Raw genomic sequence first — 25,358 nt, forward strand, 5'->3', positions numbered from 1 at the left:
TACAAGCAAAAATCATTCCTTATTGAAAAAATTTTGAATATATTCTCTCATGGTATCAGCATCATTGATACGGTTTACTTGATCTCTAAAATTAGATGCATCTTCATAGCCTTTAGAGTATTCGTGTAGATGTTTTCTAAAAATACTAACACCTTGATCTTTATAGTGTTTTAGCATTTCTTCAAAGTGCGTAAAGATGATTTTATTTTTCATGGTTTTATCGATTTTTCTACCATGTTTGATCTCATAAAATATCCACGGCTTTCCTACGCTTGCGCGACCTATCATTAAGGCATCGCATTGGGTGATTTTAAACACGTCATTGGCATTTGCTTCACTGATATCACCATTTGCAACCAAAGGAATTTTGATATTTTCTTTAGCCATGGCTATTGCTTCATAATCAGCATTACCACTATACATTTGTTTTCTAGTGCGACCATGCATGCTGATAAAATCTACTCCTGCATTTTCGCATGCTTTTGCGATAGCAATGGGATCTTTTTTGTCAAAACCCAATCTCACTTTAACACTAGTTAGCTTTTTGTTGCTGATTTTTTTTATGAGTTCTAAAATCCTTTGTAGTTTATCAAGATCTTGCAGTAGAGCACTACCTGCGCATTGTTTAATGACTTTATTAACAGGACAGCCACAGTTAAAATCAATTCCATCAATAAAATCAAAACGGTTTAAAATTTCTACAGCCTTTTGGATCACGCCCTCATCAGAACCTGCTATTTGGACAATGTAAGGATTTTCAAGTTCTGCTCTTTCTAGCATTTTAAGGGTTTTTGTACTTTCATATACTAAAGCATTAGAGCTAATCATCTCACTAATGGTCACATCAGCACCAAATTGTTTGACTAAATTTCTTAAAGGCAGATCAGAAAACCCTGCCATAGGTGCTAAAAATAAAGGTTTTTTGCTAAAATCAATCATTGTATTAGTCTATCAAGTTCAAATTTTTTGTTATGCTCTCTTAAAAAGAGGACAAGCCTAAAGTCTTTGTGTTCGTTTTGATCATTTCCTAATTCATTAAGCAATTCATCATACATACCAAATTCAGCTAAAGTGTATAAATAAGCTCTTAAGGCTTGGTTTTGGTGATCTTTTAGTTTTTTAAATAAAGCAATCAAAAACTGTGGTTCTAATTTTGGACATAGAATTTTCACACTTTGTAAGTAGCCACTCTCATCTAGCGGATTCATTGTAAGCAAAACTTCTATCTCGGCTTGATTTAAATCTAATTTCTCTTCTTTAAATCGATGTAAAAGTAACAAGATATCATCTTGGCTTTTTTGAACTTTTAATGTCTTGATTTGACTATAAGGACTGTTTTTTAATACTTCATTATATGCAAGTTGTTCTAAATCATCATTTATTTTTTCTTTGTTTTTGATAAAAGCAAAAGCATATTCACTGTCTTTTATGAAATGGTTCTTTTCGTTTAAAATAAAAATTTCATTATGTGTGTCTAGTTTGTATTTTTTTAAGTCGACAAATTCTTTTTGTTCTAATTGTTCAAAAATATCAACAATACTGTCTATTTTAGGGTTTTGAATTTTCTCTTTGCAATAAAGTGCATAGGTGTTTTTTGCTATGTCTTGAAACTCTTGTGTTTTAAATTTAATCTTGCTAGTTTTTTTTAAAAAAATATCAACTATATAGTTTTCATAGTTTTTACTGTCTTTGATTAGATTTTTATACTGTAAATGTTTTAAAAAACCATAAAAACTCATATGTAATAAAGCTAAAATCATTAAAATAAAGGTAGGTAAAATTACCCATATGCTAACTGGTAGGCGCAATTCAAAAGTAGAAACTACAAAAGTATAATCACCCAAATTTAGATTATAAACTAAGGCCGCAACAATTAAAAGATAAACTAAGCTTGCAAAGAAAAATAATTTTATTTTCATAGCTCTTTCCTTTTTTCTAGGTTTTCACGGCAATTTATACAATATTTTGCATGAGGTTTTATTTTCAGCCTTTCAGGGTGGATATTTTCCTCGCAATATTCACAAATTCCGTAAGTATTGTCATCTATTTTGCTTAATGAATGTTTAATTTCATCTAATTCAGCTTTTAAATTTTCATTGATTTTAAAATCAATATGTGAGCTATTGTCGATTTGTTGTAGATCAACTTCATCTCTAGGTTCACTATCTTGTAGATTGTGTATATTGTCTATGTTACCTTGAAGTTGGTTTAAAATTTCTTTTTGTCTTTGGATTAAAATATTTTTAAATTCTTCAAGATTTAATTCTTGCATAAATGCTCCTATTTGTGGTATGGGTGATTTGTGTTGATACAAAAGGCACGATAAATTTGCTCTAAAAGCATGGTTTTGGCAAATTTGTGCACTAGTGTCATTTTACTAAGGGCTATGCTAGTGTGCATTTGTGTGATAAATTCTCTTTCAAAGCCATAAGCACCGCCAATAAAAAAAGAAATTTCATTTTTATCTTGTAATAACTTTGCAAATTCTATACTGGTGAGATTTTTACCTTTTTCATCTAATGCTATGCAAAAGCCTTTTTTATATGGATTTAAAGCGTTGGTATAAGACTTTTTAGCTTCTAAGGCATTAGTATTTTGAGCTAGAGCTATTTTGTTGTTAAAGATACAAATGTCGTTAAAATTACAAAATTTTTTGATGAGTTTAGTGTAGTTTTCATTGATTTTACTAAACTCATCGTTGTTGTTTTTTTGAATGCTTAAAACATTAACTTGCATTTTTAATTTTTAGAAAAAAATCTTAAAAAGTCTGCGATAAATTTTTTATGTTCGTTTCTTTCTACAATGGCATCAATCAAGCCATGTTCAAGCAAAAATTCGGCTTTTTGGAAGCCTTCAGGTAAATCTGCACCTATGGTTTGTTTGATTACTCTAGCTCCTGCAAAGCCAACTAAAGCACCAGGTTCAGCCATGATGATATCACCAAGCCAAGCAAATGATGCACTAACCCCACCCATTGTCGGGTCGGTTAAAACTGAAATATAAGGTAATTTTGCTTCAGCAAGCAGCTTTAATGCGGCACTTGTTTTACTCATTTGCATTAAAGAGTAGGTACTTTCTTGCATTCTAGCGCCACCACTTGCGCTAACAATTACAACAGGGGTTTTTTTCTCAATAGCTCTTTCAATAGCTCTAAGAATTTTTTCTCCTTCAACTGAGCCTAAACTCCCGCCCATAAAAGCAAAGTCAAAAACAACTAGTTGGGTTTTTATCCCATCTATGCAACATTCCCCGCTTATTACAGCGCTTTTTCTTCCTGTTTTTTCTTCATTTTCTGCTAATCTTTTTTTATATGATTTGCTATCAACAAATTTGAGAGGATCTACCGCATGTAAGTCTTTATCCATTTCTACAAAAGTACCCTCATCGCTTAGCAGTTCAATACGTTTAGCGGGACTTAATCTCATATGAAAATTACATTTAGGGCAAACATTATAACAAGTTTCTATCTCTTTATAATACATCAACGCATGGCATGAGTTGCATTTTACCCAGTGGTTTGGAGCCTCACTTGGAGCAGCTTGCTTGCGTCTTATGCTAGAAAAAATATCTAAAAAATTCATTATCTCTACCTAAAATAAAATTTCAAAATTATAGCAAGATTTTATCACTTTTAAAATCTTGCACCCAACATAAATTCAAATTTACTCAAATCATCTTTTGAGTTGGTGTTAAATGGTTTCGCAAAAACTAAATTTAAAGCACCTAGTGGAGTAAGCCATTCAAAACCAATACCAGTACTCCATCTTTGAATTTGACTTAAAGAGCTTTGTCCGATTGCACCATAGTCAAAAAACACACTTCCCCTTAGCTTGATTCTATCAAAGATCGGAAAACTAAGTTCTACGGAGTTTGCAAAGGCTACTGTACCGCCTGTCTCATCACCCCAATCGTTTTTAGGGCTAACACTTCTTCTATCAAAACCCCTAATGGTGCCTATGCCCCCAAGATATAGTTTTTCATTGATTGGTAAATAGCCTTGATCCCATACCTTGTAAAAACTTGCTTTATAGCGATAGATCAAATCCCAACCTATGAAGTCTTCTAAACCTTGATAATAGTTAAATTTGGTAACAGAGCTTATAAACTCTTGATCTCCGCCTAAACCTGCATATTCAAGTGAGGTTGAGGCGATAAAACCCGATCTTGGTAAATAGTAATCATCGGTATTGTTAAATACAATCGAAGGTGTAATGGAGCTTTTGTAGCTTTTTCCAAGCTTATAACCTTGCGCAATCAAACGATCACTTAGATGATAAATATCACTTTGTTCAAGATTGTAAGTTAAATCTATGCTAGTATATCTACCTAGTGTTTTTCCTACGCTTACATCAAAACCATAGTTTCTTTCATCATAACTATCCCATTCTAAACGATCTGAATATAATGAGCCGCCTAAAGAATAATCGCTATCATTTACTCTAGGATTTTTTAAAGATACTCTACCAGAAAGAGTATCATCACCTTTATCAATACTTACACTTCCTTTCATACCAGATCCTAAAATATTGGCATCTGATAAAGAAGCGCTAAGCAAAATTCCATCACTAGTGCCATAACCAATACCGCCTGAAATAGCTCCAGTTGATGCTTCTTTTACTTCCACTACCAAATCAATATGAGTATCATCTACTCTTTGCTCTTTGATTTCGACATTTTCAAAATACGCTGTTCTTCTTAAGGCATTTCTTGAATCTGTTAAGTCGGTTCTATTGTAAAGATTTTCTTCTGTGAGATACAATTCTCTACGAATTACCCTATCAACTGTTTTAGTGTTACCAGAAATGATAACATTTCTTATGTATACTTTTTCATTAGGTATTACTTTAAAGATGATGGTAGCTTGGTGATTTTCTTTGTCTTTTTGTATATCAGGTATGACTTGTACAAAGGCATAGCCTAAGTCCGCAGTTTTAGTTTCGATGGTTTTGATATCTTCTCTTAATTTTTCTATGTTGACAATTTTTCCAATGCTAAGTTTAAGATCTTTTGCTAAAGCATCGTTTTCTTCATCGCTAAAGATGGGATTAAAAATTTTAATATCTTTTACTTTATAAACTTCACCTTCATTAATAAAATAAGTCAAATCAGCTTGATAAGTGTCGGTATAAGTGTTTAAAAAAGCAGGAGATACGCTTACATCTAAATAACCTTCTTTTAAATATACATCAGAAATTCTTGAGCTGTCATTTGCAAGATCAAAAATTTTAAGCTTGCCATCATTAAAACCCCACATCCAACCCAAAGCCTCTCTTTGCTTATTAGCTATAGCAGGTTCTACATCAGAGTAGCTTAGATTTTTAGCACCACTTAGATGTACTTTTTCTATGATGATATTTTCTCCGCGATTAACAATAAAAGTTAGCTTAAGTGAGTTTGAGTTGCTGAGTTTTTCACTTTTGATTTCTACGATGGTATCATAAAAACCTTTGGCTTGATAAAATAATTTAATCTTTTCAGCTGATTCTTTAACTGAATTTTCATCATATAAAATTCCAGGTCTTAATCCAACAAGAGTTTCTATTTGTTTTCTATCATTACTTGCGATACCTTGAATATCAACTTTACCAATAGATGGTTTTTCTACTACTTTGAAAGTTAAAATGCCATTTTTTTCATTGACAACGATGTCTTTAAAATAATTTCTTTCAAAAAGATTTTTAATCGCCATGTCTATATTGGCATCATCAATTTTTTGTCCAATTTTTAATTTTGAAATCGCAATAGCGCTTTCTTTGGAAAGTTGCGATAAGCCTTCAAATTTGATATCTTTAATTGTTGTTGCACATAAAGAACTTGAAAGTGCAAAGAAAACAAACCATTTTTTCATCATATTACCTAAATTTTTATATACAAAATCGTTATAATACCAAAATATTTTTAACTAATGCTTTTTAAGGAAAAATTATGGTAGTAGGGATAGTTGGGCTTGGTTTAATAGGCGGATCTTTAGGCTTGAGTTTAAGGGATAATAAGCTGATTGATCAAGTCTATGGATATGATATCAATAAAGCTTTTGAGCAAATTGCATTAGAAAGACAATTAGTAGATCAGATTGTCTCATTTGATGAGTTGAAAAAATGCGATGTGATATTTTTAGCAATTCCTGTAAGAGCCATAGTGAAAATTTTAAAAGATTTTCAAGATTTATCTAAAAATACGACAATCATAGAACTTGGAAGCACCAAAACAGAGATTATTAAAAACTTACCTTTGGCTTTAAAAAGTCAATTTATCGCAGCTCACCCTATGGCAGGAACTGAAAATAGCGGACCCACTGCTGCGGTAAAAGATTTATATAAAAATGCAGTTTGCGTTTTGTGTGATGTGCAAAATGCTGATCATATTCATCAAAAAAGAGCTATAGAGCTTTTTTCTGATTTGGGAATGAAGCTTGTATTTATGGACAGCAAAGAACACGATCATCATGCTTCTATTATCTCGCATTTACCTCATGTGATTAGTTTTTCTTTGGCAAATTTTGTTATGAAAGAAGAAAATAAAAAAAATATAGCTCATTTAGGTGGCCCTTCTTTTAGGGATATGTGCAGAATTGCTAAATCAAATCCGCAAATGTGGAGTGGAATTTTTGAACAAAATAAGCAAAATTTGCTAAATTCTATTGATTTGTTTCAAAAAGAACTGCAAGAATGTAGAAAAATGATAGAAAAATGTGATATAGACGAGCTTGAAGCTTGGATTAAAAGCGCTAATAAATTAAGAGAAATTTTATAATTTTATGTATAATTTACTCTTAATTTGCCATAGCATAATATATTTTTAAAAAAATAGATTGAAAGTGATGAATTATGGTTTTTGCACGTAGAAGATCGAATAAAAAATGGATTTTTGTACTATTTTTAATTATTTTAGCCTTTTTAGTGTTTGTTTTAAATACAAAGTTGTTTGAAAAAAATCCTCCTGTGATAGAAGTTAAATCAGATGTTATTTATAGCAACTTAAATGATCCTGTTGCGATAGAAGTAAGCGATGAAAGTGCTTTGAAAGATATAAGAGTAACTTTATTTAAGGCAAATGAGCTAAATGGTGAAGTGCTTGTGAATGAGCAAGTTAGAGGAGGAAAAAAGAATATCCATTTTGATCTAAAACTACCAAAACCCGCTTTCAAAGAAAAAGTAGATTTTTATAAGCTTATTATTGAAGCAAGTGATAGTAGTTTTTGGAATTTTTTCTTAGGTAATCAAGCTACCAAAGAGGTAAAAGTTATTATCGATACCAAAAAACCAGTGGTTGAAATTTTAGACAATTCATATCAGATTGAACAAGGTGGTGTTGGTAGTGTAGTGTTTAAGGCAAGTGATGAGAACTTGCAAGAAGTTTATATCACAACAGATAAAAATAAAATTTTTAAAGCAACTCCTTATGTAAAAGAGGGCTATTATGCGGCTTTGATTCCTTGGGAGGCAACTGATGAATATTTTAGAGCTTATGTTGTGGCAGTAGATAAAGCAGGAAATGTAAACAAACAAAGAATTCGATACTATTTTATCAATAAAAAATACCGTGTTTCTAAGATTAAAGTTAATGATAGATTTTTAGATGGAAAAATAGAATTCTTGGCTCAGCAATATGCTCCAAAAGATAGAGATTTAAGTAGACTTGAGAAATTTAAATTTGTAAATGAAGATCTAAGAGCTTCTAATGAAGTGATTATTCATGATGTTACTAGTAAAGTACCTGATAGTATGATTAATCATTTTAAAATCAATCTTTTCAAACCTTTAAAAAATGGACAAAAAGTAGCTGATTATGCCGATCATAGATTTTATTCTTATAATGATCAATCTTTTAGCAGTTCTTATCATATGGGACTTGACTTAGCTAGTGTTAAAGAAGCTCCTATTATCAGCAATAATGATGGCGAAGTCGTATTCATGCAAGAAAATGGAATTTATGGATTGAATATTATTATCTATCATGGTTTTGGGATTTATACCCTTTATGGACACTGCACTAATTCAGATGTGAATGTGGGTGATAGGGTAAAAGCAGGCGATGTTATAGGCACTACGGGAACGACCGGGTTAGCACTTGGTGATCATGTGCATTTTGGTGTCTTGGTGCAAGGTGTTGAGGTGCGTCCTGAGCAATGGCAGGATGCAAAGTGGATAAAAGAAAACATCTACAATGTATTAGAATCAGGTAAAAAAAGAATTTTAAGCGAATAAACATGAATCAAACAACAATAGCAAGAGAAGTTAAAGGCGTTGGTATAGGTTTGCATAAGGGTGAGCCTATTAGTATAAAATTAGAGCCATTAGAGGCTGATAGTGGTATAGTGTTTTATAGAAGCGATTTGGGAATTTCTTATGAGGCAAAGCCTGAAAATGTTATTGATACGCAAATGGCTACTGTGATAGGAGATCATAGAGGTTATGTTTCTACTATAGAGCATTTAATGAGTGCTATTAATGCTTATGGTGTTGATAATGTGCGTATTGTCTTAGATGCTAATGAAGCACCGGTAATGGATGGTAGTAGTATAGGTTTTTGTATGATGCTTGAAGAAGCAGGTATGAAAGAACTCGATAGAGCTAAAAAAATCCTAGTGGTAAAAAAACCCGTGGAGGTAAAAGAAGGTAATAAATTTGTACGCTTAAGTCCAACAGATATGCCTGTGATTAACTATACTATAGAGTTTGACAATCCTATCATAGGTAAACAAAATTATTGTTTTGAATTTAGTAAAGAAAATTATATCAACGAAATCGCAAGAGCAAGAACTTTTGGATTCTTAAAAGATGTACAAGCTTTAAGAGCTATGAATTTGGGTCTTGGAGGGAGTTTGGAAAATGCGGTTGTGATTGATGAAAATCGTATTTTAAATCCTGAAGGTTTGCGTTTTAAAGATGAGTTTGTTCGCCATAAAATTTTAGATGCTATTGGAGATTTGACTTTGCTTGGTTGTAGAGTTTTTGGAGATTATACCTCCTATGCGGGCTCACATAAACTTAATCATCTCTTGACTAAAGAACTCTTAAAAGACCCAAGCGCATATGAAATAGTAAGCCTAGAAAAGAGCGCGCATAAAGTCTATGAAAAGGTTTTTGCATAAAAAAGGTTACTTTGCTTTTAAATGCCATAGCAAAACCTTTAATGCTTGGTATTTATGAAGATGATAGATTGCTAGAAGTGATTGAGAGTGATTTAAAGGTAAGCGAAACCTTGCCTTGTATCATTCAAAAATTGTTACTGAAATACGAACTGCAAAAACTTATTTACGTACATGGTCCAGGTTCTTACATGGGGATAAAGATTTCATATGTATCTTTTCAAACCTTAGCCATAGTGAAAAATATTCCACTAGAAGCAGTGAGTGCTTTTGAGTTAAACAACAACACCCCTATACCTGCAAATAAACATTTGTGTTTTGTAAAAAAAGAAAATGATGAAATTGTACTTGAAAAAACACAAGCAGGGAGTTTTTTTATGCCACAGAGTTTAAAGGGCTTGGGTTTAAGTAAAGACAATGCACCTTTTTATGTTTTAGATGCGATTAATTAAGGTAATAAATGAAAATTTTAATTCCTGCAACAAGTGCAAATTTGGGTCCTGGTTTTGACTGTTTAGGGTTGAGTTTAAAGTATTTTAATCAAGCCATAGTTGAAAAGTCAAAATTTTTTAGTATTAGCGTGCATGGAGAAGGTGAAAATAATATTTATCTTAAAAAAAATAACACCTTTGTTAATATCTTTTATGAAGTATATCAAAGATTAAGTGGTAGAAAAGATAATTTTCGTTTTGTTTTTCAAAACAATATTCCTTTGGCAAGAGGCATGGGGAGTTCTTCTGCTGTGATTGTTGGGGCAATAGCTTGTGCATATGAGTTAAGCGGGTTTAAGGCAGATAAAAATACAATACTCAATGAAGCTTTAAAGTATGAAAATCATCCTGATAATATAGCCCCTGCGGCACTAGGTGGTTTTGTGTGTGCGCTAGTCCATCAAGATAAAGTTTTGGCAATCAAAAAGAAAATAGATAAGAATTTAAAAGCTATTATCACAATCCCGAATGTACCTATGAATACACAAAAATCACGATCGGTTTTAGCAAAAAAAATCAACTTAGAAGAAGGGGTTTTTAATCTTTGCCATGCTTCATTTTTGACTGCATGTTTTTTAGAAAAAAAATATGACTTGTTAAAATACGCTAGTTTAGATAAATTACACCAATACCAAAGAATGAAGCTCCTACCAGAACTTTTTGAAGTACAAAAACTAGCATTAGATAATAATGCTCTCATGAGTACACTTTCAGGATCGGGTTCGAGTTTTTTTACTTTGGCTTATCAAGATGATGCTAAAAAAATCAAAGAAAAAATCAAAAATAAATTTGCTAAATTTAGAGTCGAGCTTTTAGATTTTGATGATGAGGGCTTTAAAATTTGCTAAAAATTCCAAAAAAAAGATATAATTTTGAAAAATCATATACCCATTAGAATGTGCATTGTTTGCAAAGGTCGTTATGAAAAGCAGAGTTTGCATCGATTTCAGATAAAAAATTCTCAAATTATCACTAAAGTGGAATTTGGTAGAAGTTTGTATATTTGCAATCCGTGCTTAGATAAAGATGAAAAAACACTGCAAAGAGCTTTTATGAGAGCTTGCAAAGGCAATTTTCATGGCAGTATAAACCAGCAGGATTTAAAGGAGATATTTTTTAATGGCAGATGTAAAAATTAGCGAGATCGCTCAAGAGTTAGGATACACTAGCAAAGAAATTATAGAAAAAGCCAATGAAATAGGCCTAGAAGATATAAAATCACCTAACAAAAAAGTATCTTCTGAAATCGCAGAAGCGATTTATCAATACGTTCAATCAGGCGAAATATTAGATGTGGTTAAAAAAGTAGCAAAACCTAAGAAAGAAAAAACAGTAAAAAAAGCTACTGTTAAAAAAGAAGAAGATAAAAAAGAAGAGAAAAAAACCACAGTCAAAAAAGAAAATAAAATCAATACAAAAACAGCAATTGAAAAAAAAGAAGAGTTAAAAACTCAAGAAAAACAGCCTGAAAATCCTATTAAAAACGAAACTATAGAAGCAAAAAAAGAAGAAGTAAAGTTAGATGAAAAACTAGGTTCTAATTTAAATTTAGCCAAAAGAAGAGGCTTGGTTATCGTTAAAAAGAAAAAAGAAGAAAACAAAGAAAATTTTGTCAACAAAGAAGAAAAAACTGATACACAAAGCACGCAAGGCTTAAGTCTTAGCATGATTTTTTCAAATTCAGATGAGAGTTTAAAAAGAAAGAAAAAAGAGAAGAAAAACCACCCTGTGGCAAGCAAAAAAGAAAACACCACTAAAATGGATCTTTTAGGAGATAAAGATTTTGCTGATATTTCTTTAGAAGATGATGATATGGTGGTTTTACCTGATTTTAGCGTTAAAGAAAACAAACCAACACAACCGGTCAATAAAAAACAACCAAGTATTTTAAAACAGTCTTTAAATAACTCTATCAACCCATTTGGTGAAGGCGGTATACAAAGAAGAAGTCGCAAAAAGCCACCTAAAAAAGTAGAGAAAAAAGAAAGTGAAGCGATCACAAGCGTGAGCATACCTAAAGAAATTCGTGTGTATGAATTTGCCGAAAAACTTGGCAAAAACACCGGTGAAGTGATCTCTAAACTTTTCATGCTTGGTATGATGACGACTAAAAATGACTTTTTAGATGAAGATGCTATTGAAATTCTTGCTGCAGAATTTGGCGTGGAGATTAATATCATTGATGAAGCTGATGAATTTGACTATGTAAAAGATTATGATGAAAATCAAACAGAAGAGAATTTAAGCCAAAGAGCTCCGGTCATCACGATCATGGGGCATGTGGATCATGGTAAAACTTCTTTGCTTGATTATATTAGAAAATCACGTATTGCAAGTGGCGAAGCAGGTGGGATCACTCAACACGTTGGTGCTTATATGGTAGAAAAAAATGGTAGAAAAATTACCTTTATCGATACTCCAGGCCATGAGGCATTTACTGCTATGCGTGCAAGGGGGGCTAGTATAACGGATATTGTTATTATCGTAGTGGCTGCAGATGATGGGGTAAAACCACAAACCAAAGAAGCGATCAATCACGCAAAAGCAGCTAATGTGCCTATCATCATTGCTATCAATAAAATGGATAAAGAAAACGCAAATCCTGACATGGTAAAAACCCAACTAGCGGAAATGGACATCATGCCGGTAGAATGGGGTGGAAGCCATGAGTTTGTACCAGTTTCAGCTAAAAAAGGCGATGGTATAGAGGATTTACTTGAAATTGTATTATTACAAGCTGATATTTTAGAGCTTAAAGCAAATCCAAAAGCCCATGCTAAAGCAAGCATTATAGAATCTTCAGTGCAAAAAGGTAGAGGACCTGTGGCTACTATCATTGTGCAAAATGGTACTTTAAGAGTGGGAAATACAGTCGTAGCAGGGGAGGCTTATGGTAAAGTACGTGCTATGAGTGATGATCAAGGCAAAACTTTAAAAGAAATAGGCCCAGGTGAATGCGGGGTGATCATAGGTCTTAGCGAAGTAGCTGATGCAGGAGAAACTTTAATAGCTGTAGATAGTGATAAGCAAGCAAGAGAATATGCCAACAAACGCCATGAATATAACCGCCAAAAAGAATTAAGCAAATCCACTAAAGTAAGTATAGATGAGCTTGGTGCTAAAATCAAAGAAGGTAACTTAAAAGCCCTTCCTGTGATCTTAAAAGCAGATGTGCAGGGCTCGCTTGAAGCGATTAAAGCGAGTTTAGAAAAACTCAAAAATGATGAGATCAAGGTTAATATCATCCATAGTGGGGTGGGTGGTATCACTCAAAGTGATATAGAGCTTGCAAGTGCGAGTGAAAACTCTATCGTTTTAGGCTTTAATATACGCCCAACTGGTGAGATCAAAGAACGCGCTAAAGATAAAGGCGTAGAAATAAAAACTTATAATGTTATTTATAACTTACTCGATGATGTAAAAGCCTTACTAGGTGGCATGATGAGTCCTATTATCTCTGAAGAACAACTTGGTCAAGCTGAAATTCGCCAAGTGATCAATGTGCCAAAACTAGGACAAATCGCAGGTTGTATGGTAACAGAAGGCACGATCAATCGTGGCGCGAAAATCAGACTCATTAGAGATGGGGTTGTGGTATTTGAAGGTAATGTAAGCTCACTTAAACGCTTTAAAGATGATGTAAGAGAAGTTGCAAAAGGCTATGAATGCGGTGTAGGTATAGAAGGTTGTAATGATATGAGAGTGGGCGATTATATAGAAAGTTACAAAGAAGTTGAGGAACAAGTAAGCCTATGAACCCAGCTGAGATCAAAAAGCTACGCACAGAAAGTATTTTAAAAGAGCTTATACCGGAAGCTTTAGCAAATTTAGACAACGAGGCTTTAAAAAACTTGTGCGTAGTGGATGTAGAGTGTAAAAAAGGCAGATATGATGCTTTTGTGTATTTAGATAAAATGTTTTTTAACACCCAAGAGCAAGACATCATACTCAATCAACTTAAAAAAGCTGCCCGTGCTTTGCAAAATTACTGCATGAGTGAGCAAGGGTGGTATAGATGTCCGAATTTTCACTTTAAGTTTGATGATAGGTTGGAGTATCAAAACCACATGGATGCTTTGTTTGAAAAAATCAAAAAGGAACAAAATGAATCTTGAAGCACTTTGTAAAGAAGTAGGACTTAGCTTTTATGATGATGAGCTAACAAGTGAAAATGGTAGAAAGATTTATAGAATTTATGTGCAAAAAGAAGGCGGGGTAAATCTTGATGATTGTGCTAGGCTTAGTGAGATTTTATCGCCTATTTTTGATGTAGAACCACCCGTGAGTGGAGAGTATTTTTTAGAAGTATCAAGCTGTGGGCTTGAAAGAAAACTTAGCAAAATCGAGCATTTTGCAAAAAGCATTAATGAACTTGTAAAAATCACAACTAGTGAAAAAGAAAAAATTGAAGCAAAAATTATCGCTGTAGATGGTGAAAATATCACTTTAGAAAATTTAGAAACTCAAGAAAAAACTACTATAAATTTTAGCGACATAAGAAAAGCTAAAACCTTCATACAATGGTAAAAATTTAGAAATCTAAATTTTTACTTATTTTTTATATAATTAAATTTAAATACATTATTTTTTAATTTATTATAAAATAAAATAGGATTTAGATATGAATATTATTTTAGATGAGAAACAAAAAGAAAGTAATAAATTTTTAGAATTTCAAAGAATTTGGACTTTAGAAAAAGTTAAAAGTATGAGTCTTGAGGAATATACAAATCTTAAATATGAAAACCCAAATTATTATTGTTATTGGTTAGATGTTTTATTAAAAGAATATGCAGGATTTGGAGGAAATGATGCTGGAAAATTTGGAATTTATCGTTATAAAAAACCACCTAAAAAAGATGATTATTTGTATGATAATAGATATGCTTGGAGAAAAAATCTTGGAAATACTAAAGATGAAGTTTTTGAAAAGGTAAAAAAAGAAATAGTTAAAGTTATAGAATATTCGCAAAATAATAATTTAAAATGCATTGATAAAGAAATTTTAAATGAAATTTTACCTTTTGGTTTAAAATGGAAGATAGCGTTTCATTATCAAAATCCAAATGATATTAAGATTGTTAATATATTTAAAAAAGATATATTAGAAGCAATATGTAAAAATAAATTTAAAAGCAATTTAGAAATTTATGAATTACATAAAAAGTTGTTAAAAGATAAAATTTATACACTCGATAGCATGAGAAATGATGTTTCGGTTCCATTATGGGAGCATTATTCAAATTTGAATACTAAAACAATCGAACAAAATAAAATTAATTTTTCTATATACTTAAATAAAGTTACTAAAAAAGATGGTAGCAAACTAAGTGAAGGAACTAAAGAAAATTATATAGAAGATATTTCTCGAATTTCTACCAAATATTTGAATGTAAATCTATATAAATGTGATATAAAACAATTTGATTTTAAATGTAAAGAATTAGAAAATAATAAAAAATATTTAGATCAGAATTCTACAAATAAAAATAGATATTCAAGTGCTATAAAATATTATAGAGATTTTCTGATTAATTCTTCCGATAAAGAGTTTTATAATAACAAAGAAACAAATAAAGGATTGAATGTAGAAAATCCACCTTTAAATCAAATTCTTTATGGGCCTCCAGGGACAGGAAAAACTTATCAAACGATAGATAAGGCTTTAGAGATTATATCAAAAGAAGAAAAAATACAAATTCCAAGCAAAGATGATAGAACAAATAGAAAAAAGTTATTTGATGAATATGTAAAAAAAGGGCAAATAGTTTTTACTACTTTTCATCAAAGCTACGGATATGAAGAATTTGTAGAAGGTATAAAGCCTCGCATAGATAGAGAAAATTCTAAGGAAGTAGAGTATGAAATAAAAGATGGAATTTTTAAAGAACTTTGTCAAAAAGCTTTGGATAATTACAAAGCATCTTTATTAACACAAGAAGAATTTGTAAAGAATGAGGATTTAGAAAATAAAATAGAATTTTTTTTAGATGAATTAGTAGATCAACAAAAATTTATAGAAAAAACTCAAAGTGGTGGATTTAGATTAGAAGAATATAATGAAAAATATAGAATTATCACAGATGATACTAATGTAAATTTGTATTTAAATTTGGAAATTTTTAAAATTCTTTTGGAAAATAAAGATAAGATTATAAATGGAAGAAGCATTAAACAAATTTTAAATCATAAACATAGAAGACAAATCGATAGTTACTATTTTCAGCTAGTTAAATTGTTTAAAGAGCGAGAACAAGATTATAAAGTAGATAATAATTCTAGTAAAAAGCCGGATTCAAAACCTTACATAATTATCATAGATGAGATTAATCGTGGTAATGTAAGTAAAATTTTTGGTGAGCTTATAACCTTGATAGAGCCTAGCAAAAGGATAGGCGAAGAAGAGGAAATAAAAGTAAAATTACCTTATAGTGGTAAAGATTTTGGAGTGCCTAAAAATATTTATATCATAGGCACTATGAATACGGCTGATAGAAGTATAGCTTCACTTGATACAGCATTAAGAAGACGTTTTGAATTTATCGAGATGATGCCTGATGTTGAAGAGTTAGAAAAATCAAAATATAAAGATGTAAATTTAAAAAAATTATTAGAAGCTATAAATACTCGCATAGAATACTTACTAGATAGAGAAAAGACTATAGGACATGCATTTTTTATAGGCATTGATAATTTAGAGAAATTAAAAAAAGTTTTTCAAAACAAAATCATTCCGCTATTGCAAGAGTATTTTTACAATGATTATGCTTTGATAAATGCAGTTTTAAATGATAATGGTATGATTTTTGAAGATAAAAAAGATGATAAATATCTTCAAAAAAAGAATTTATATAATGTTGATAATGAGAGAAATATTTATACTATCGCTCCATTTGATGATGAAATTTGGAGCAATATAAAAACATATCAAGCAATTTATGATGATAAAATAACAAATAAAACAAAAAACGAAAATGAATAACACCTTTTCTATCATCGAATATCAAGCTTTTTCTAAAGAAGATTTCAAAGAAAACTTCAAAGAAAAAGCTGAAATGTTTTATAAAGAGCTAGAAGACTTCGCAAAAAACAATGAAAGTCTTCTAGGCTTTAAAAGTAAAAACGCCTTAAAAGCTAAAAATTATGTCGGCATTATACAGACTAAAAGCGGTGTTTTAGAAATCTTGCCAAAATGCACAAATTTGGATAGCTATAAAGAAAAAAAAGATAAATCTTTGAAAGTTTCAAAGAGCAAGTTAAATTATGCCTATACAATAAGCAATGGTAATAAATTATATACTAATTTTAGCTATTTTCAAGAATATAAAATTGTGAAAAACATTAAAATAAAAAAATGGTATAGTATAAAAGAGATAAATTTCAACCCCAAAAATCTTTTAATCAACATGCTAAAAACCTTAAAAAATTCCCCCTTTAAAAAATCTCAAATTTCATCTTTACAAATTGCTAAAATGCCTTTGTTTGAAGTATTTATCGCGATGTTTTTAGATGAATTTGATAGTGTGTATAAAAAAGGTTTGATGAGATCTTATGTAAGTAGCGAAGAAAACAGAACTTTTTTAAAAGGAAAATTACTTTTTAATGAGCATATAAAATCAAATTTAATACACAAAGAAAGATTTTTCACAAGTAGCGATGAGTTTGTTTTAGACATAGCTCCAAATCGCTTGATAAAATCAACGCTAAATTTTTTAAAATCCAAAACAAGCTTGAATAAATTTAAAATCATCAAAGCTATGCAAATGCTTGATGAGGTAGAGTTTTCTACAAATTACGAAAAAGATTTTAGTTTTAAAATTTCAAGACATTTTGATTATTATGAAAATATACTTTCTTGGTGTAAGATATTTTTACAAAATAAAACCTTTACTCTATATAAAGGCAAAAACGAAGCTTTTGCTTTGCTTTTTCCTATGGAAAAACTTTTTGAAAACTATGTAGCTTATATGTTTAAACTCGCCAATCCTAGTAAAAATATAAAAGCCCAAAGTCATGGAAAGTATCTAATTTCAAAAAATGATGAAAAATGTTTTATGTTAAAGCCTGATTTATATATAGAAAATAAAATGATCTTAGATACCAAATGGAAAATTCCAGATGATAACGAAGATGAGAAAAAGCATGGCATATCGCAAAGCGATTTATACCAAATGTTTGCTTATGCAAACAAATACGAGATAAAGGAAATTTATCTTATTTATCCTCTATGTGAGAGAACTTTTGACTTAAGAGAGAAATTAAAAACTAAAGATATTAAGTTTTTAGCACAAGGTTTTTTAAAAGCTTGCGATGAACATGTAAAGCTTAAGGTGTTTTTTGCACCTTTGCCTTTTTAGGAAGTAATATGAATCACGAATTTTATATGAATTTAGCCATAGATGAAGCTTGGAAATATCAGCTTTTAACCTACCCTAATCCAGCCGTAGGCTGTGTGATCTTGGATAAAAATGGCAAAATTTTAAGCATAGAAGCACACAAAGAAGCGGGCAAGGCTCATGCAGAGCTTGAAGCAGTGAGTAAAGCCTTAAAAGCGCTTAATCCAAATTTAGACTTACCACAAAATGCAAACGATTTACATGAGTTTATTTGTCAAAATCATCAGGGGTTGTTAAAAGGTGCTAGTGCTTATGTGAGTTTAGAACCTTGCAATCATCAGGGCAAAACCCCACCTTGTGCGAAACTTTTTAGCGCACTTGGCTTTAGTGAAGTTTTTATCGCTACTAAAGATGAGCACAAGCTCGCAAGTGGTGGAGCAGGGTTTTTAAAAGATCAAGGCATAAAAGTTCACATGGGAATTTGTGAACAAAGAGCCAAAGAGCTTTTAAAGCCTTTTTTAAAATGGCAAAAATCAAGCTTTAAATTTTTTAAACTAGCCCTTTCTTTGAATGGTTCTGCTTATGGTAAAATCGTAAGTTCTAAAGCAAGTAGAACTTATGCTCATACATTACGTTCAAAGCTCGATTTACTTGTAGTAGGTGGAGAAACTATAAGACATGATAGGCCTATTTTAGATGCAAGGCTAGCTCAAGCTAAGGCACCAAATTTATGCATACTAAGCCGTCAAAATTTAGAAAGTTTTGATCCAAACATTCCTTTATTTAGCGTGCCTGAGAGAGAAATTTTTACAAACATTCCTAGTGAGGCTAAGCTCATCATGTATGAGGGTGGGGAGAATTTTTTAAAAGCCTTTAAAGATGAGTTGGATATGCTTTTGATTTTTTCAAGCTCGAATTTAAATACTTTTGAAAATGTTAAGTTAGATTTAAAGCTAAAGCCTTTATACAAAGGCTTTTTAGAAAATGATACTTATGGATTTTATGAGATTATTAAATCTTAATAAATTTTTTGTGAGCTTACTTGTGTGAAAAACTGTGCTAAAGTGTTAGCAAAAAAGCTAGCGCTTTGCTCTTCTAATCGTTTTAAAAATTTATCGATAGCATCTTCTTTTTGCCATATAGGGTTTTGTACTTTGGCTAGTTTTTCTAACTCTTTTTTGGCTTGCTCATAATTGCCTATTTTATCAATGAGTTTTAATTTTAAAGCCTCATTTGCTAAAAATACTTTCGCATCAGCCCATGAGTTTGTTTGGTTTAAGTCTAATTTGCGATTTTTAGCGACAAATTGTGTGAAAAGCTCATAGCTTTGATTGGCTAAATTTTGTAAAAAGTCTTTTTCATCTTCGCTCCATTTACGCATGAAAGTTCCTGCTTCTTTATAGCTTCCTGCTTTGATGGTTTGTTCACTTATGCCAAGTTTTTGTGCAAGCTCACTTAGCTCAAAGCCTTGCATGATTACCCCAATAGACCCTACAAAGCTAGCGGGATTAGCGATAATCATATCAGCTCCCACTGCACTTAAATAACTCCCACTTGCTATAGTTCCACCTGCATACACTACCACAGGTTTTTTGGCTTTAAGATCTTGTATAGCTAAAGCTATTTCCATGCTTGGTGCAAAAGCTCCACCAGGGCTATCTATAAAAAGTAAAACTCCTTTTATAGCTTTATCCTCTTTGACTTTGTAAATTTGTTCTAAAAGATTACTCGCATCGCTAATTTCGCCTTTAAGATTAATTTGTGCTAAGTTTGCGTTAGAAAGTTTGGCATTATCCCCGTTTGGAGCAAGGATTAAAAACACGATAAATAAAAACACAAAGGTTTTAAAATAAGTATTGATATAAGAAATGATTTTTCCAATTCCTTTAAAAAATGATTTTATAATTTGCATTCTTTTCCTTCTATAAAAAGTTTTAACACTTCTTTGCTTTGTAAGATAAACTGCAAAGGAAGTTGTTTTAAATTCACACTATTTGGCAAAGCAAAAAGACTAAAATCAGCTATCTTGCCTTTTTGAATTTGCCCTAGGTTTAAATTTAAGGCTTTTGCGGCTTTGTTAGTCGCCATTAAAAGCAATATTTTAGCAAAATTTTCTAACTCAAAATCATCATGTATAAGTAAATTAGCTCTCATTTCATCAAGCATACTTAAAGAAGTATTTGAACTTAAACCATCAGTTCCTAGATGGATATTAACACCATTTTTTAAAGCAGATTTTAATTTAAAAGTATTTTTACTTAAAAGTCTGTTTGAAAAAGCACAATGCGTGATAGAGTGTAAATTTTTATCTAATAAATCCCATTCTTTAAAATACACACAATGAGTAAATAAAGTCCTTTGATCTTTAAAAAGCTCTAAAAAGCTTTGCGGGATGTAAAATGGCGTAGGATTTTTACTAAATTTAGCCAAGCTTTTTTTAAAACCGCCTTTTTTAAACCTTAGCCAGTTGTTTTCGTGATTGCTTTCAAGAAAATGTGTGCTTAGCAAATGATCATTTTCTCTAGCAAGTTTTATGGCAAATTTGGCAAGCTCTGGGTGAGTTGAATAAGGTGCATGCACTGAAATAGCAGGGATAAATTTAGAACTTTTAAAACTCATGCTTTTTTCATAACGAGTTAGAAATTCCTCTTTTTTGGCTTGGATAAAATCCTCACTAGATCCTAAAATTTCATTGAAAAATACCACTCTAGCTTGTGAGTTTACACAAGGAGTTAAATCACTCCCAAAGCTTGAAATTTCACCTATAGTAGAAGTGCCGCTTTTTAGCATTTTATGGATATTTTGAGAGATTAATTTTTCTTTGGCTTTTTCATTGAGTTGTTCGCGGTTATTAAAAATACTATCAAGCCATTTTAAAAAATCTCCAAAGGCTAAATTCCCATTATTTACGCTAAATTCTAAATGTGCATGTGGGTTGATAAATGCAGGCAAGAGTAGCGTATCTTTTGGGGTTGGTATGAGTTTAGCTTGCGGGTGGTTTTTTTGTAAATTTTCTAAGCAATCAATTTCTAAAATCCGATCACCAAAAAGAACCGCCTTGTTTTCCAAAATACTAAATTCATCATCACAAGTGAAGATAATCTTGGGTGCTATGATAAACATCTTACTTCCTTTAAAAAGGTAAATTGTAGCTAAAATTTAGCTTTAAAATGCTATAATATAGTAAATTTTACTAAATAAAGGTTAGATTATGAAAGTTATGGTGATACAAGGACCAAACATTAATATGCTTGGTGTAAGAGAAACTCACATCTATGGCAATATGAAAATGGAAGATATCCACGAACAAATGAAAATAGCAGCAAAACAGGCTAATGCTGAGATTGAATTTTTTCAAAGCAATTTTGAAGGTGAATTAGTTGATAAGATTCAAGAATGTTTAGGTAGCGTAGATGGAGTGATCGTTAATGCAGCTGCTTATGCACATACTTCTATAGCAATTCGTGATGCGATTGCAGCGATTAATTTACCAGTGATTGAAGTGCATATTAGCAATACCCACAGAAGAGAAGAATTTAGACAAAAAAGCATGATAGCACCAGTTTGTGCGGGTAGTGTGGTAGGTTTTGGTCCTTTTGGTTACCACATGGCTTTAATGGGACTTTTTCAAATTTTTGATCAAATCAATGCGTATAAAGCAGCTCAAGCAAAAGCACAACAAGCAAATCAATGAATTTTATCTTAAAAAACGAAAATGCACTTTTTTATGAGTGCGGCTATTCTTGTGATAATGCTTTATTTTTAAAACTTGAAGATGAAGCATTTTTCATCACCGATGCAAGATATAGTTTTGAAGCTAGCGAAATGATCAAAAATGCTAAAGTAGTTTTAGCGCAAGATCTTTTTGCTAGCACTAGAGAGCTTTTAGAAAAAGCGGGGGTTGATAGGGTGTGTTTTGACCCAAAAGACTTTAGCTATTTTGAATTTAAAGAGCTTAGTAAAAGTGCAAATATCGTTTTTGAAGAAAAATTAGATCTAAGTAAAAATAAACGCATTATAAAAAATGCTAAAGAACTACAGCTTTTGCAAAAGGCTGTAAATTTTGGTAAAGAATGCTTTGAAGAACTGGCTAAATATATCAGCCAAGAGGGCTTAGGTAAAAGTGAAAAAGAGCTTCATTTTAAAGCGTGTGAAATTTTTCAAAAAAAAGGCGCTTTGGGGCTTTCTTTTTCACCTATTGTGGCTATTAATGAAAATGCGGCTAAGGCACATGCTTTACCTAGTGATAAATGTTTAAAATATGGAGATTTGTTACTAGTTGATGCGGGTGTGGTTTATCAAAGGTATTGTTCTGATCGTACAAGAACAGCTTGCTTTGATGAAAATGGCATAGTCTTTGATAAAAATAAGCCAAATTTTAAAGACAAAGAAACGGCACAAATTTATGAAGTAGTTAAGCAAGCCCAGCTTCAAGCTATTGAAAAAGCACGCGTTGGTATGAAAGCAAGTGAACTTGATTTGATTGCACGCGATGTGATTAAAAATGCAGGTTTTGAAAAAGAATTCATTCATAGCTTAGGGCATGGAGTGGGACTTGATATACATGAATTACCAAATATTAGCCCAAGAAGTGATTATGAGTTAAAAGAGGGTATGGTTTTTACCATTGAACCTGGAATTTATATCAAAGATAAACTAGGCATTAGGATAGAAGACATGGTCTATCTTGACAAAGAAAAGGCAGTGGTATTGTAACTTGCTGATTAAAGGAGCTAGAAGGGTAGAAAAAATTCGTTTTTTTCCTTTTTATTCAAAGGCTGATAAAAAAGGAAAATATATAGCCATTATAGGACTTGGAAGCAATATAGAAGATGAAAAAAAACGCTTTCGAGCTTTGTTTAGGCATTTGATGCAAGATAGACGCTTGCAAGTGTTGCAAACATCGCCATTTTTGATTAATAAGGCTTTTGGTTTTGAAGATCAAAAAGACTTTACCAATGCAGTGATGGTTGTAAGTACAAGCTTGCATGCAAGAGCACTTTTAAAAGTTTTGTTTTTTTACGAGTTTAAATTCAGGAGAAAAAGAACTTTTAAAAATGCTCCTAGAACGCTTGATTTGGATTTGTTGTATTTTTCAAAAAAAGCGCGTAAAGATGAGTATTGTACAGTACCTCACGTAGGGGTAAATGATAGAATTAGCGTAACTTTGCCTTTGGGCTTATTAAGATAAGGAAAAATATGGGACAATTGATTCATACTTTTACAGTTGAAAGCACAGATGAGATTATACCTAAGGTTAAGCAAGATTATGGCGATAAAGCTTTAATCGTAACCAATAAGCAAATTCGTCCAAAAACTATTAACCAAAAGCCTTTGTATGAGGTTATAGTAGCGATTGAAGAAGCTGATTATGAAGAACATTTAAGACAAAACAATATTGCTAAACCAGCGAAGAAAAAACCAAGCACCGCGAGTTTTCCTGAGGCTAAAATTCAAGCTCCCCAACAAGAAGAAGAAAAAAAAGAAGAAGATGTGGTGCTTGAATTTTCTTCAAAAGCCAAGCAAAAACCTATTAATCCTTATTTAAATGCAAATAAAAAAGATGATAATTTCTTAAATTTAAAAAATAAACTTTCTCAAGTAAGTTCAGAAATCAGCAAAGTTTCAAATTATCAAGATTTTTCCATGCCAAGCCCAAATTATGATAAAAAAATCGAAGCCTTTGAAAAACAAATGAATAAACTCAATGATAAAATGAATTTATTAGTAGATATGATGTGGGATGATAAGGCAGATTTACGTAAGGAACTAGCTATACCACCTGAATTTGCAAGTATTTATAAGCAAGCTAAGGCAAGTGGCATGCAAGAAGCGCATTTAGAAGCGATTATGAAAGCGACTATTGAAAATATGCCAAGCACTATGAAAGCAAATCAAGAAGCGGTGCAAAGATATTTTTACTCGCTTTTGCGTAATATGCTCCCTTGTCGCTTAGAAAGCGAAATTAAAAAGCAAAAAATTATGATGTTGGTGGGTCCCACAGGAGTAGGTAAAACTACCACTTTAGCTAAACTCGCTTTTCGTTACGCTTATGGAGATAGACGCTATAAAACAGGCATTATTACGCTTGATACTTATAGAATAGGCGCAGTAGAACAGCTTTTCCAATACGCTAAGATGATGAAGCTTCCTATTATTGATAGTATAGAACCAAATGATTTAGATGATGCGATTAGAAGCTTAAATACTTGCGAGGTTATTTTAGTCGATACAACCGGAAATTCACAGTATGATAAAGCAAAACTTGAAAAAACAAAAGAGTTTTTATCGCATTCTAATGCACAAATTGATGTAAATTTGGTACTTTCTGCCAATACAAAATATGAAGATTTGTTAGAAACTTATAATAATTTTTCATTTTTAAATATAGACACTTTAATCATTACAAAATTTGATGAAACTAAAGTGTTTGGAAATGTGTTTTCTTTGCTTTATGAAACTAGCACTCCGATGAGCTTTTTTTCCATAGGTCAAGAAGTGCCTGATGATATAGAAGTAGCAAATAGTGACTTTTTAGTACGTTGTGTGTTAGAAGGTTTTAGAAGGGATGAGAATGAGTAATCAAGCAGAAAAATTAAAAGATCTAGTAAAAAACGAAAATTCAAACACAAAACATACTCATTTTATCGCAGTTACTAGCGGTAAGGGTGGAGTTGGAAAAAGTACTTTTAGTGCAAATTTAGGTAATGTTTTAGCTCAAAATGGTTATAAAGTTGGACTTTTTGATGCAGATATTGGATTGGCTAATTTAGATGTGATCTTAAATGTACGTGTAGAGAAAAATCTTTTGCATGTTTTAAAAGGCGAATGCTCATTAGAAGATATCTTGATAGAAGTAAAACCTAACTTATGGCTTATTCCGGGTGAAAGTGGTGATGAAATTTTAAAATACAATGACAAAAATATTTATGAAAGATTTTTAAACCAAACAAGTATTTTAGATGATTTAGATTTTTTGATCATCGATACGGGGGCAGGTATTGGCGGTAATATAGGAAATTTCTTGGAAATGTCTGATGAGGTTATTGTTATCACTGTGCCTGATCCTGCAGCGATCACTGATGCATATGCTACTATCAAAACTACCTCAAAAACTAAAGAAAATTTATTGATGGTGTTTAATGTTGTTAAAAATGAAAATGAAGCAATGAGAATTTTTGATAATATTAAAAAAGTTGCAGATATCAACATCAAACATCATTTAAATTTGGAATTTTTAGGATTTTTAGGTCAAAGTAAAGATATTAGTTCTAGTATAAAAAAGAGAACTTTATTTAGTGATGAGGATACAAACTCAAGCGATGAGCTTAAAGCTATAGCTTCTAAGCTTTTGTATAGGTTGGAACAAAAAGTGCTTAATAATGTAGGAGATAAAAGCATTATGAGTTTTTTCAAAAAGCTTTTGGATCGTTTTTAGAT

At 31.5% G+C, this 25,358-nt stretch carries 25 protein-coding genes; 17 read left to right on the forward strand and 8 right to left on the reverse strand.

The window, feature by feature from the left end:
• Nucleotides 1-12 precede the first annotated feature (12 nt).
• Genes A0083_RS01150 through bamA form a run of 6 tightly spaced genes read right to left on the reverse strand, consistent with a single transcriptional unit; the run spans nt 13 to nt 5,848 of the window.
• Complete coding sequence (locus A0083_RS01150; protein ID WP_197553519.1) at nt 13-939, reverse strand: tRNA dihydrouridine synthase; 927 nt, start codon at nt 937-939, stop codon at nt 13-15.
• Nucleotides 936-1,919 (reverse strand): hypothetical protein, encoded by a 984-nt coding sequence (locus tag A0083_RS01155; RefSeq protein ID WP_197553522.1) that lies wholly within the window; start codon nt 1,917-1,919, stop codon nt 936-938. Before A0083_RS01155 ends, A0083_RS01150 begins: the two co-directional genes overlap by 4 nt.
• Nucleotides 1,916-2,272, reverse strand: coding sequence for an RNA polymerase-binding protein DksA (gene dksA, locus A0083_RS01160; RefSeq protein WP_120760296.1), 357 nt, complete (start codon nt 2,270-2,272; stop codon nt 1,916-1,918). The genes A0083_RS01155 and dksA overlap by 4 nt, the downstream gene beginning before the upstream one ends.
• 8 nt (nt 2,273-2,280) lie before the next feature.
• Entirely contained in the window at nt 2,281-2,736 is a 456-nt protein-coding gene (locus A0083_RS01165) for a 23S rRNA (pseudouridine(1915)-N(3))-methyltransferase RlmH (RefSeq protein WP_197553525.1), read from the reverse strand.
• 2 nt (nt 2,737-2,738) lie between these two features.
• Nucleotides 2,739-3,581, reverse strand: a complete 843-nt coding sequence (accD, locus tag A0083_RS01170) for an acetyl-CoA carboxylase, carboxyltransferase subunit beta (RefSeq protein WP_120760300.1) — start codon at nt 3,579-3,581, stop codon at nt 2,739-2,741.
• 50 nt (nt 3,582-3,631) lie between these two features.
• Nucleotides 3,632-5,848 (reverse strand): outer membrane protein assembly factor BamA, encoded by a 2,217-nt coding sequence (gene bamA, locus A0083_RS01175; RefSeq protein ID WP_197553528.1) that lies wholly within the window; start codon nt 5,846-5,848, stop codon nt 3,632-3,634.
• A gap of 77 nt (nt 5,849-5,925) precedes the next feature.
• On the opposite strand from bamA, the gene A0083_RS01180 reads away from it, so the two are divergent.
• From A0083_RS01180 to ribD, 12 genes are all read left to right on the forward strand, one after another.
• Nucleotides 5,926-6,753 carry a prephenate dehydrogenase gene (locus A0083_RS01180; RefSeq protein ID WP_197553531.1) on the forward strand — a complete coding sequence of 276 codons (828 nt, stop codon included), beginning with the start codon at nt 5,926-5,928 and terminating at the stop codon, nt 6,751-6,753.
• 74 nt (nt 6,754-6,827) lie between these two features.
• Complete coding sequence (locus A0083_RS01185) at nt 6,828-8,207, forward strand: M23 family metallopeptidase (protein ID WP_120760305.1); 1,380 nt, start codon at nt 6,828-6,830, stop codon at nt 8,205-8,207.
• Between the two features lie 2 nt (nt 8,208-8,209).
• Nucleotides 8,210-9,094: a UDP-3-O-acyl-N-acetylglucosamine deacetylase gene (lpxC, locus tag A0083_RS01190; RefSeq protein WP_197553534.1), complete on the forward strand. Its 885-nt coding sequence runs from the start codon at nt 8,210-8,212 to the stop codon at nt 9,092-9,094.
• 41 nt (nt 9,095-9,135) lie between these two features.
• Complete coding sequence (locus A0083_RS01195) at nt 9,136-9,543, forward strand: tRNA threonylcarbamoyladenosine biosynthesis protein TsaB (RefSeq protein WP_120760355.1); 408 nt, start codon at nt 9,136-9,138, stop codon at nt 9,541-9,543.
• An 8-nt stretch (nt 9,544-9,551) separates the two neighbouring features.
• Nucleotides 9,552-10,430 (forward strand): homoserine kinase, encoded by an 879-nt coding sequence (gene thrB / locus A0083_RS01200; RefSeq protein WP_197553537.1) that lies wholly within the window; start codon nt 9,552-9,554, stop codon nt 10,428-10,430.
• Between the two features lie 48 nt (nt 10,431-10,478).
• On the forward strand, nt 10,479-10,721 hold the full coding sequence (locus A0083_RS01205; protein WP_232087590.1) for a DUF448 domain-containing protein: 243 nt from the start codon (nt 10,479-10,481) through the stop codon (nt 10,719-10,721).
• Entirely contained in the window at nt 10,702-13,338 is a 2,637-nt protein-coding gene (infB, locus tag A0083_RS01210) for a translation initiation factor IF-2 (RefSeq protein ID WP_197553540.1), read from the forward strand. The genes A0083_RS01205 and infB overlap by 20 nt, the downstream gene beginning before the upstream one ends.
• Nucleotides 13,335-13,697: a 30S ribosome-binding factor RbfA gene (gene rbfA, locus A0083_RS01215; RefSeq protein WP_197553543.1), complete on the forward strand. Its 363-nt coding sequence runs from the start codon at nt 13,335-13,337 to the stop codon at nt 13,695-13,697. The genes infB and rbfA overlap by 4 nt, the downstream gene beginning before the upstream one ends.
• Entirely contained in the window at nt 13,687-14,109 is a 423-nt protein-coding gene (gene rimP / locus A0083_RS01220; RefSeq protein WP_197553546.1) for a ribosome maturation factor RimP, read from the forward strand. Before rbfA ends, rimP begins: the two co-directional genes overlap by 11 nt.
• Before the next feature lie 94 nt (nt 14,110-14,203).
• On the forward strand, nt 14,204-16,564 hold the full coding sequence (locus A0083_RS01225) for an McrB family protein (protein ID WP_197553549.1): 2,361 nt from the start codon (nt 14,204-14,206) through the stop codon (nt 16,562-16,564).
• Nucleotides 16,557-17,939: an McrC family protein gene (locus A0083_RS01230; protein ID WP_197553552.1), complete on the forward strand. Its 1,383-nt coding sequence runs from the start codon at nt 16,557-16,559 to the stop codon at nt 17,937-17,939. The genes A0083_RS01225 and A0083_RS01230 overlap by 8 nt, the downstream gene beginning before the upstream one ends.
• Before the next feature lie 8 nt (nt 17,940-17,947).
• Nucleotides 17,948-18,940 (forward strand): bifunctional diaminohydroxyphosphoribosylaminopyrimidine deaminase/5-amino-6-(5-phosphoribosylamino)uracil reductase RibD, encoded by a 993-nt coding sequence (ribD, locus tag A0083_RS01235; protein ID WP_197553555.1) that lies wholly within the window; start codon nt 17,948-17,950, stop codon nt 18,938-18,940.
• Here ribD and sppA read toward each other — a convergent pair.
• Nucleotides 18,937-19,830 carry a signal peptide peptidase SppA gene (gene sppA / locus A0083_RS01240; protein WP_197553558.1) on the reverse strand — a complete coding sequence of 298 codons (894 nt, stop codon included), beginning with the start codon at nt 19,828-19,830 and terminating at the stop codon, nt 18,937-18,939. The two genes, ribD and sppA, sit on opposite strands and share 4 nt — an antisense overlap.
• Nucleotides 19,818-21,041, reverse strand: a complete 1,224-nt coding sequence (gene mqnF, locus A0083_RS01245) for an aminofutalosine deaminase family hydrolase (RefSeq protein ID WP_197553561.1) — start codon at nt 21,039-21,041, stop codon at nt 19,818-19,820. The genes sppA and mqnF overlap by 13 nt, the downstream gene beginning before the upstream one ends.
• Before the next feature lie 88 nt (nt 21,042-21,129).
• On the opposite strand from mqnF, the gene aroQ reads away from it, so the two are divergent.
• From aroQ to flhG, 5 genes are read left to right on the forward strand one after another with little or no spacing between them, the layout of a single operon-like run.
• Nucleotides 21,130-21,612, forward strand: a complete 483-nt coding sequence (gene aroQ, locus A0083_RS01250; RefSeq protein WP_197553564.1) for a type II 3-dehydroquinate dehydratase — start codon at nt 21,130-21,132, stop codon at nt 21,610-21,612.
• Nucleotides 21,609-22,634, forward strand: coding sequence for a M24 family metallopeptidase (locus A0083_RS01255; RefSeq protein ID WP_197553567.1), 1,026 nt, complete (start codon nt 21,609-21,611; stop codon nt 22,632-22,634). The genes aroQ and A0083_RS01255 overlap by 4 nt, the downstream gene beginning before the upstream one ends.
• 1 nt (nt 22,635) lies before the next feature.
• Entirely contained in the window at nt 22,636-23,109 is a 474-nt protein-coding gene (gene folK / locus A0083_RS01260) for a 2-amino-4-hydroxy-6-hydroxymethyldihydropteridine diphosphokinase (RefSeq protein ID WP_039662649.1), read from the forward strand.
• 8 nt (nt 23,110-23,117) lie between these two features.
• Nucleotides 23,118-24,500 (forward strand): flagellar biosynthesis protein FlhF, encoded by a 1,383-nt coding sequence (flhF, locus tag A0083_RS01265; RefSeq protein ID WP_197553570.1) that lies wholly within the window; start codon nt 23,118-23,120, stop codon nt 24,498-24,500.
• Nucleotides 24,493-25,356: a flagella biosynthesis ATPase FlhG gene (gene flhG / locus A0083_RS01270; protein WP_039662653.1), complete on the forward strand. Its 864-nt coding sequence runs from the start codon at nt 24,493-24,495 to the stop codon at nt 25,354-25,356. The genes flhF and flhG overlap by 8 nt, the downstream gene beginning before the upstream one ends.
• Nucleotides 25,357-25,358 lie beyond the last annotated feature (2 nt).

It is taken from the genome of Campylobacter sp. 2014D-0216 (assembly GCF_014931215.1).
Lineage (GTDB): Bacteria > Campylobacterota > Campylobacteria > Campylobacterales > Campylobacteraceae > Campylobacter_D.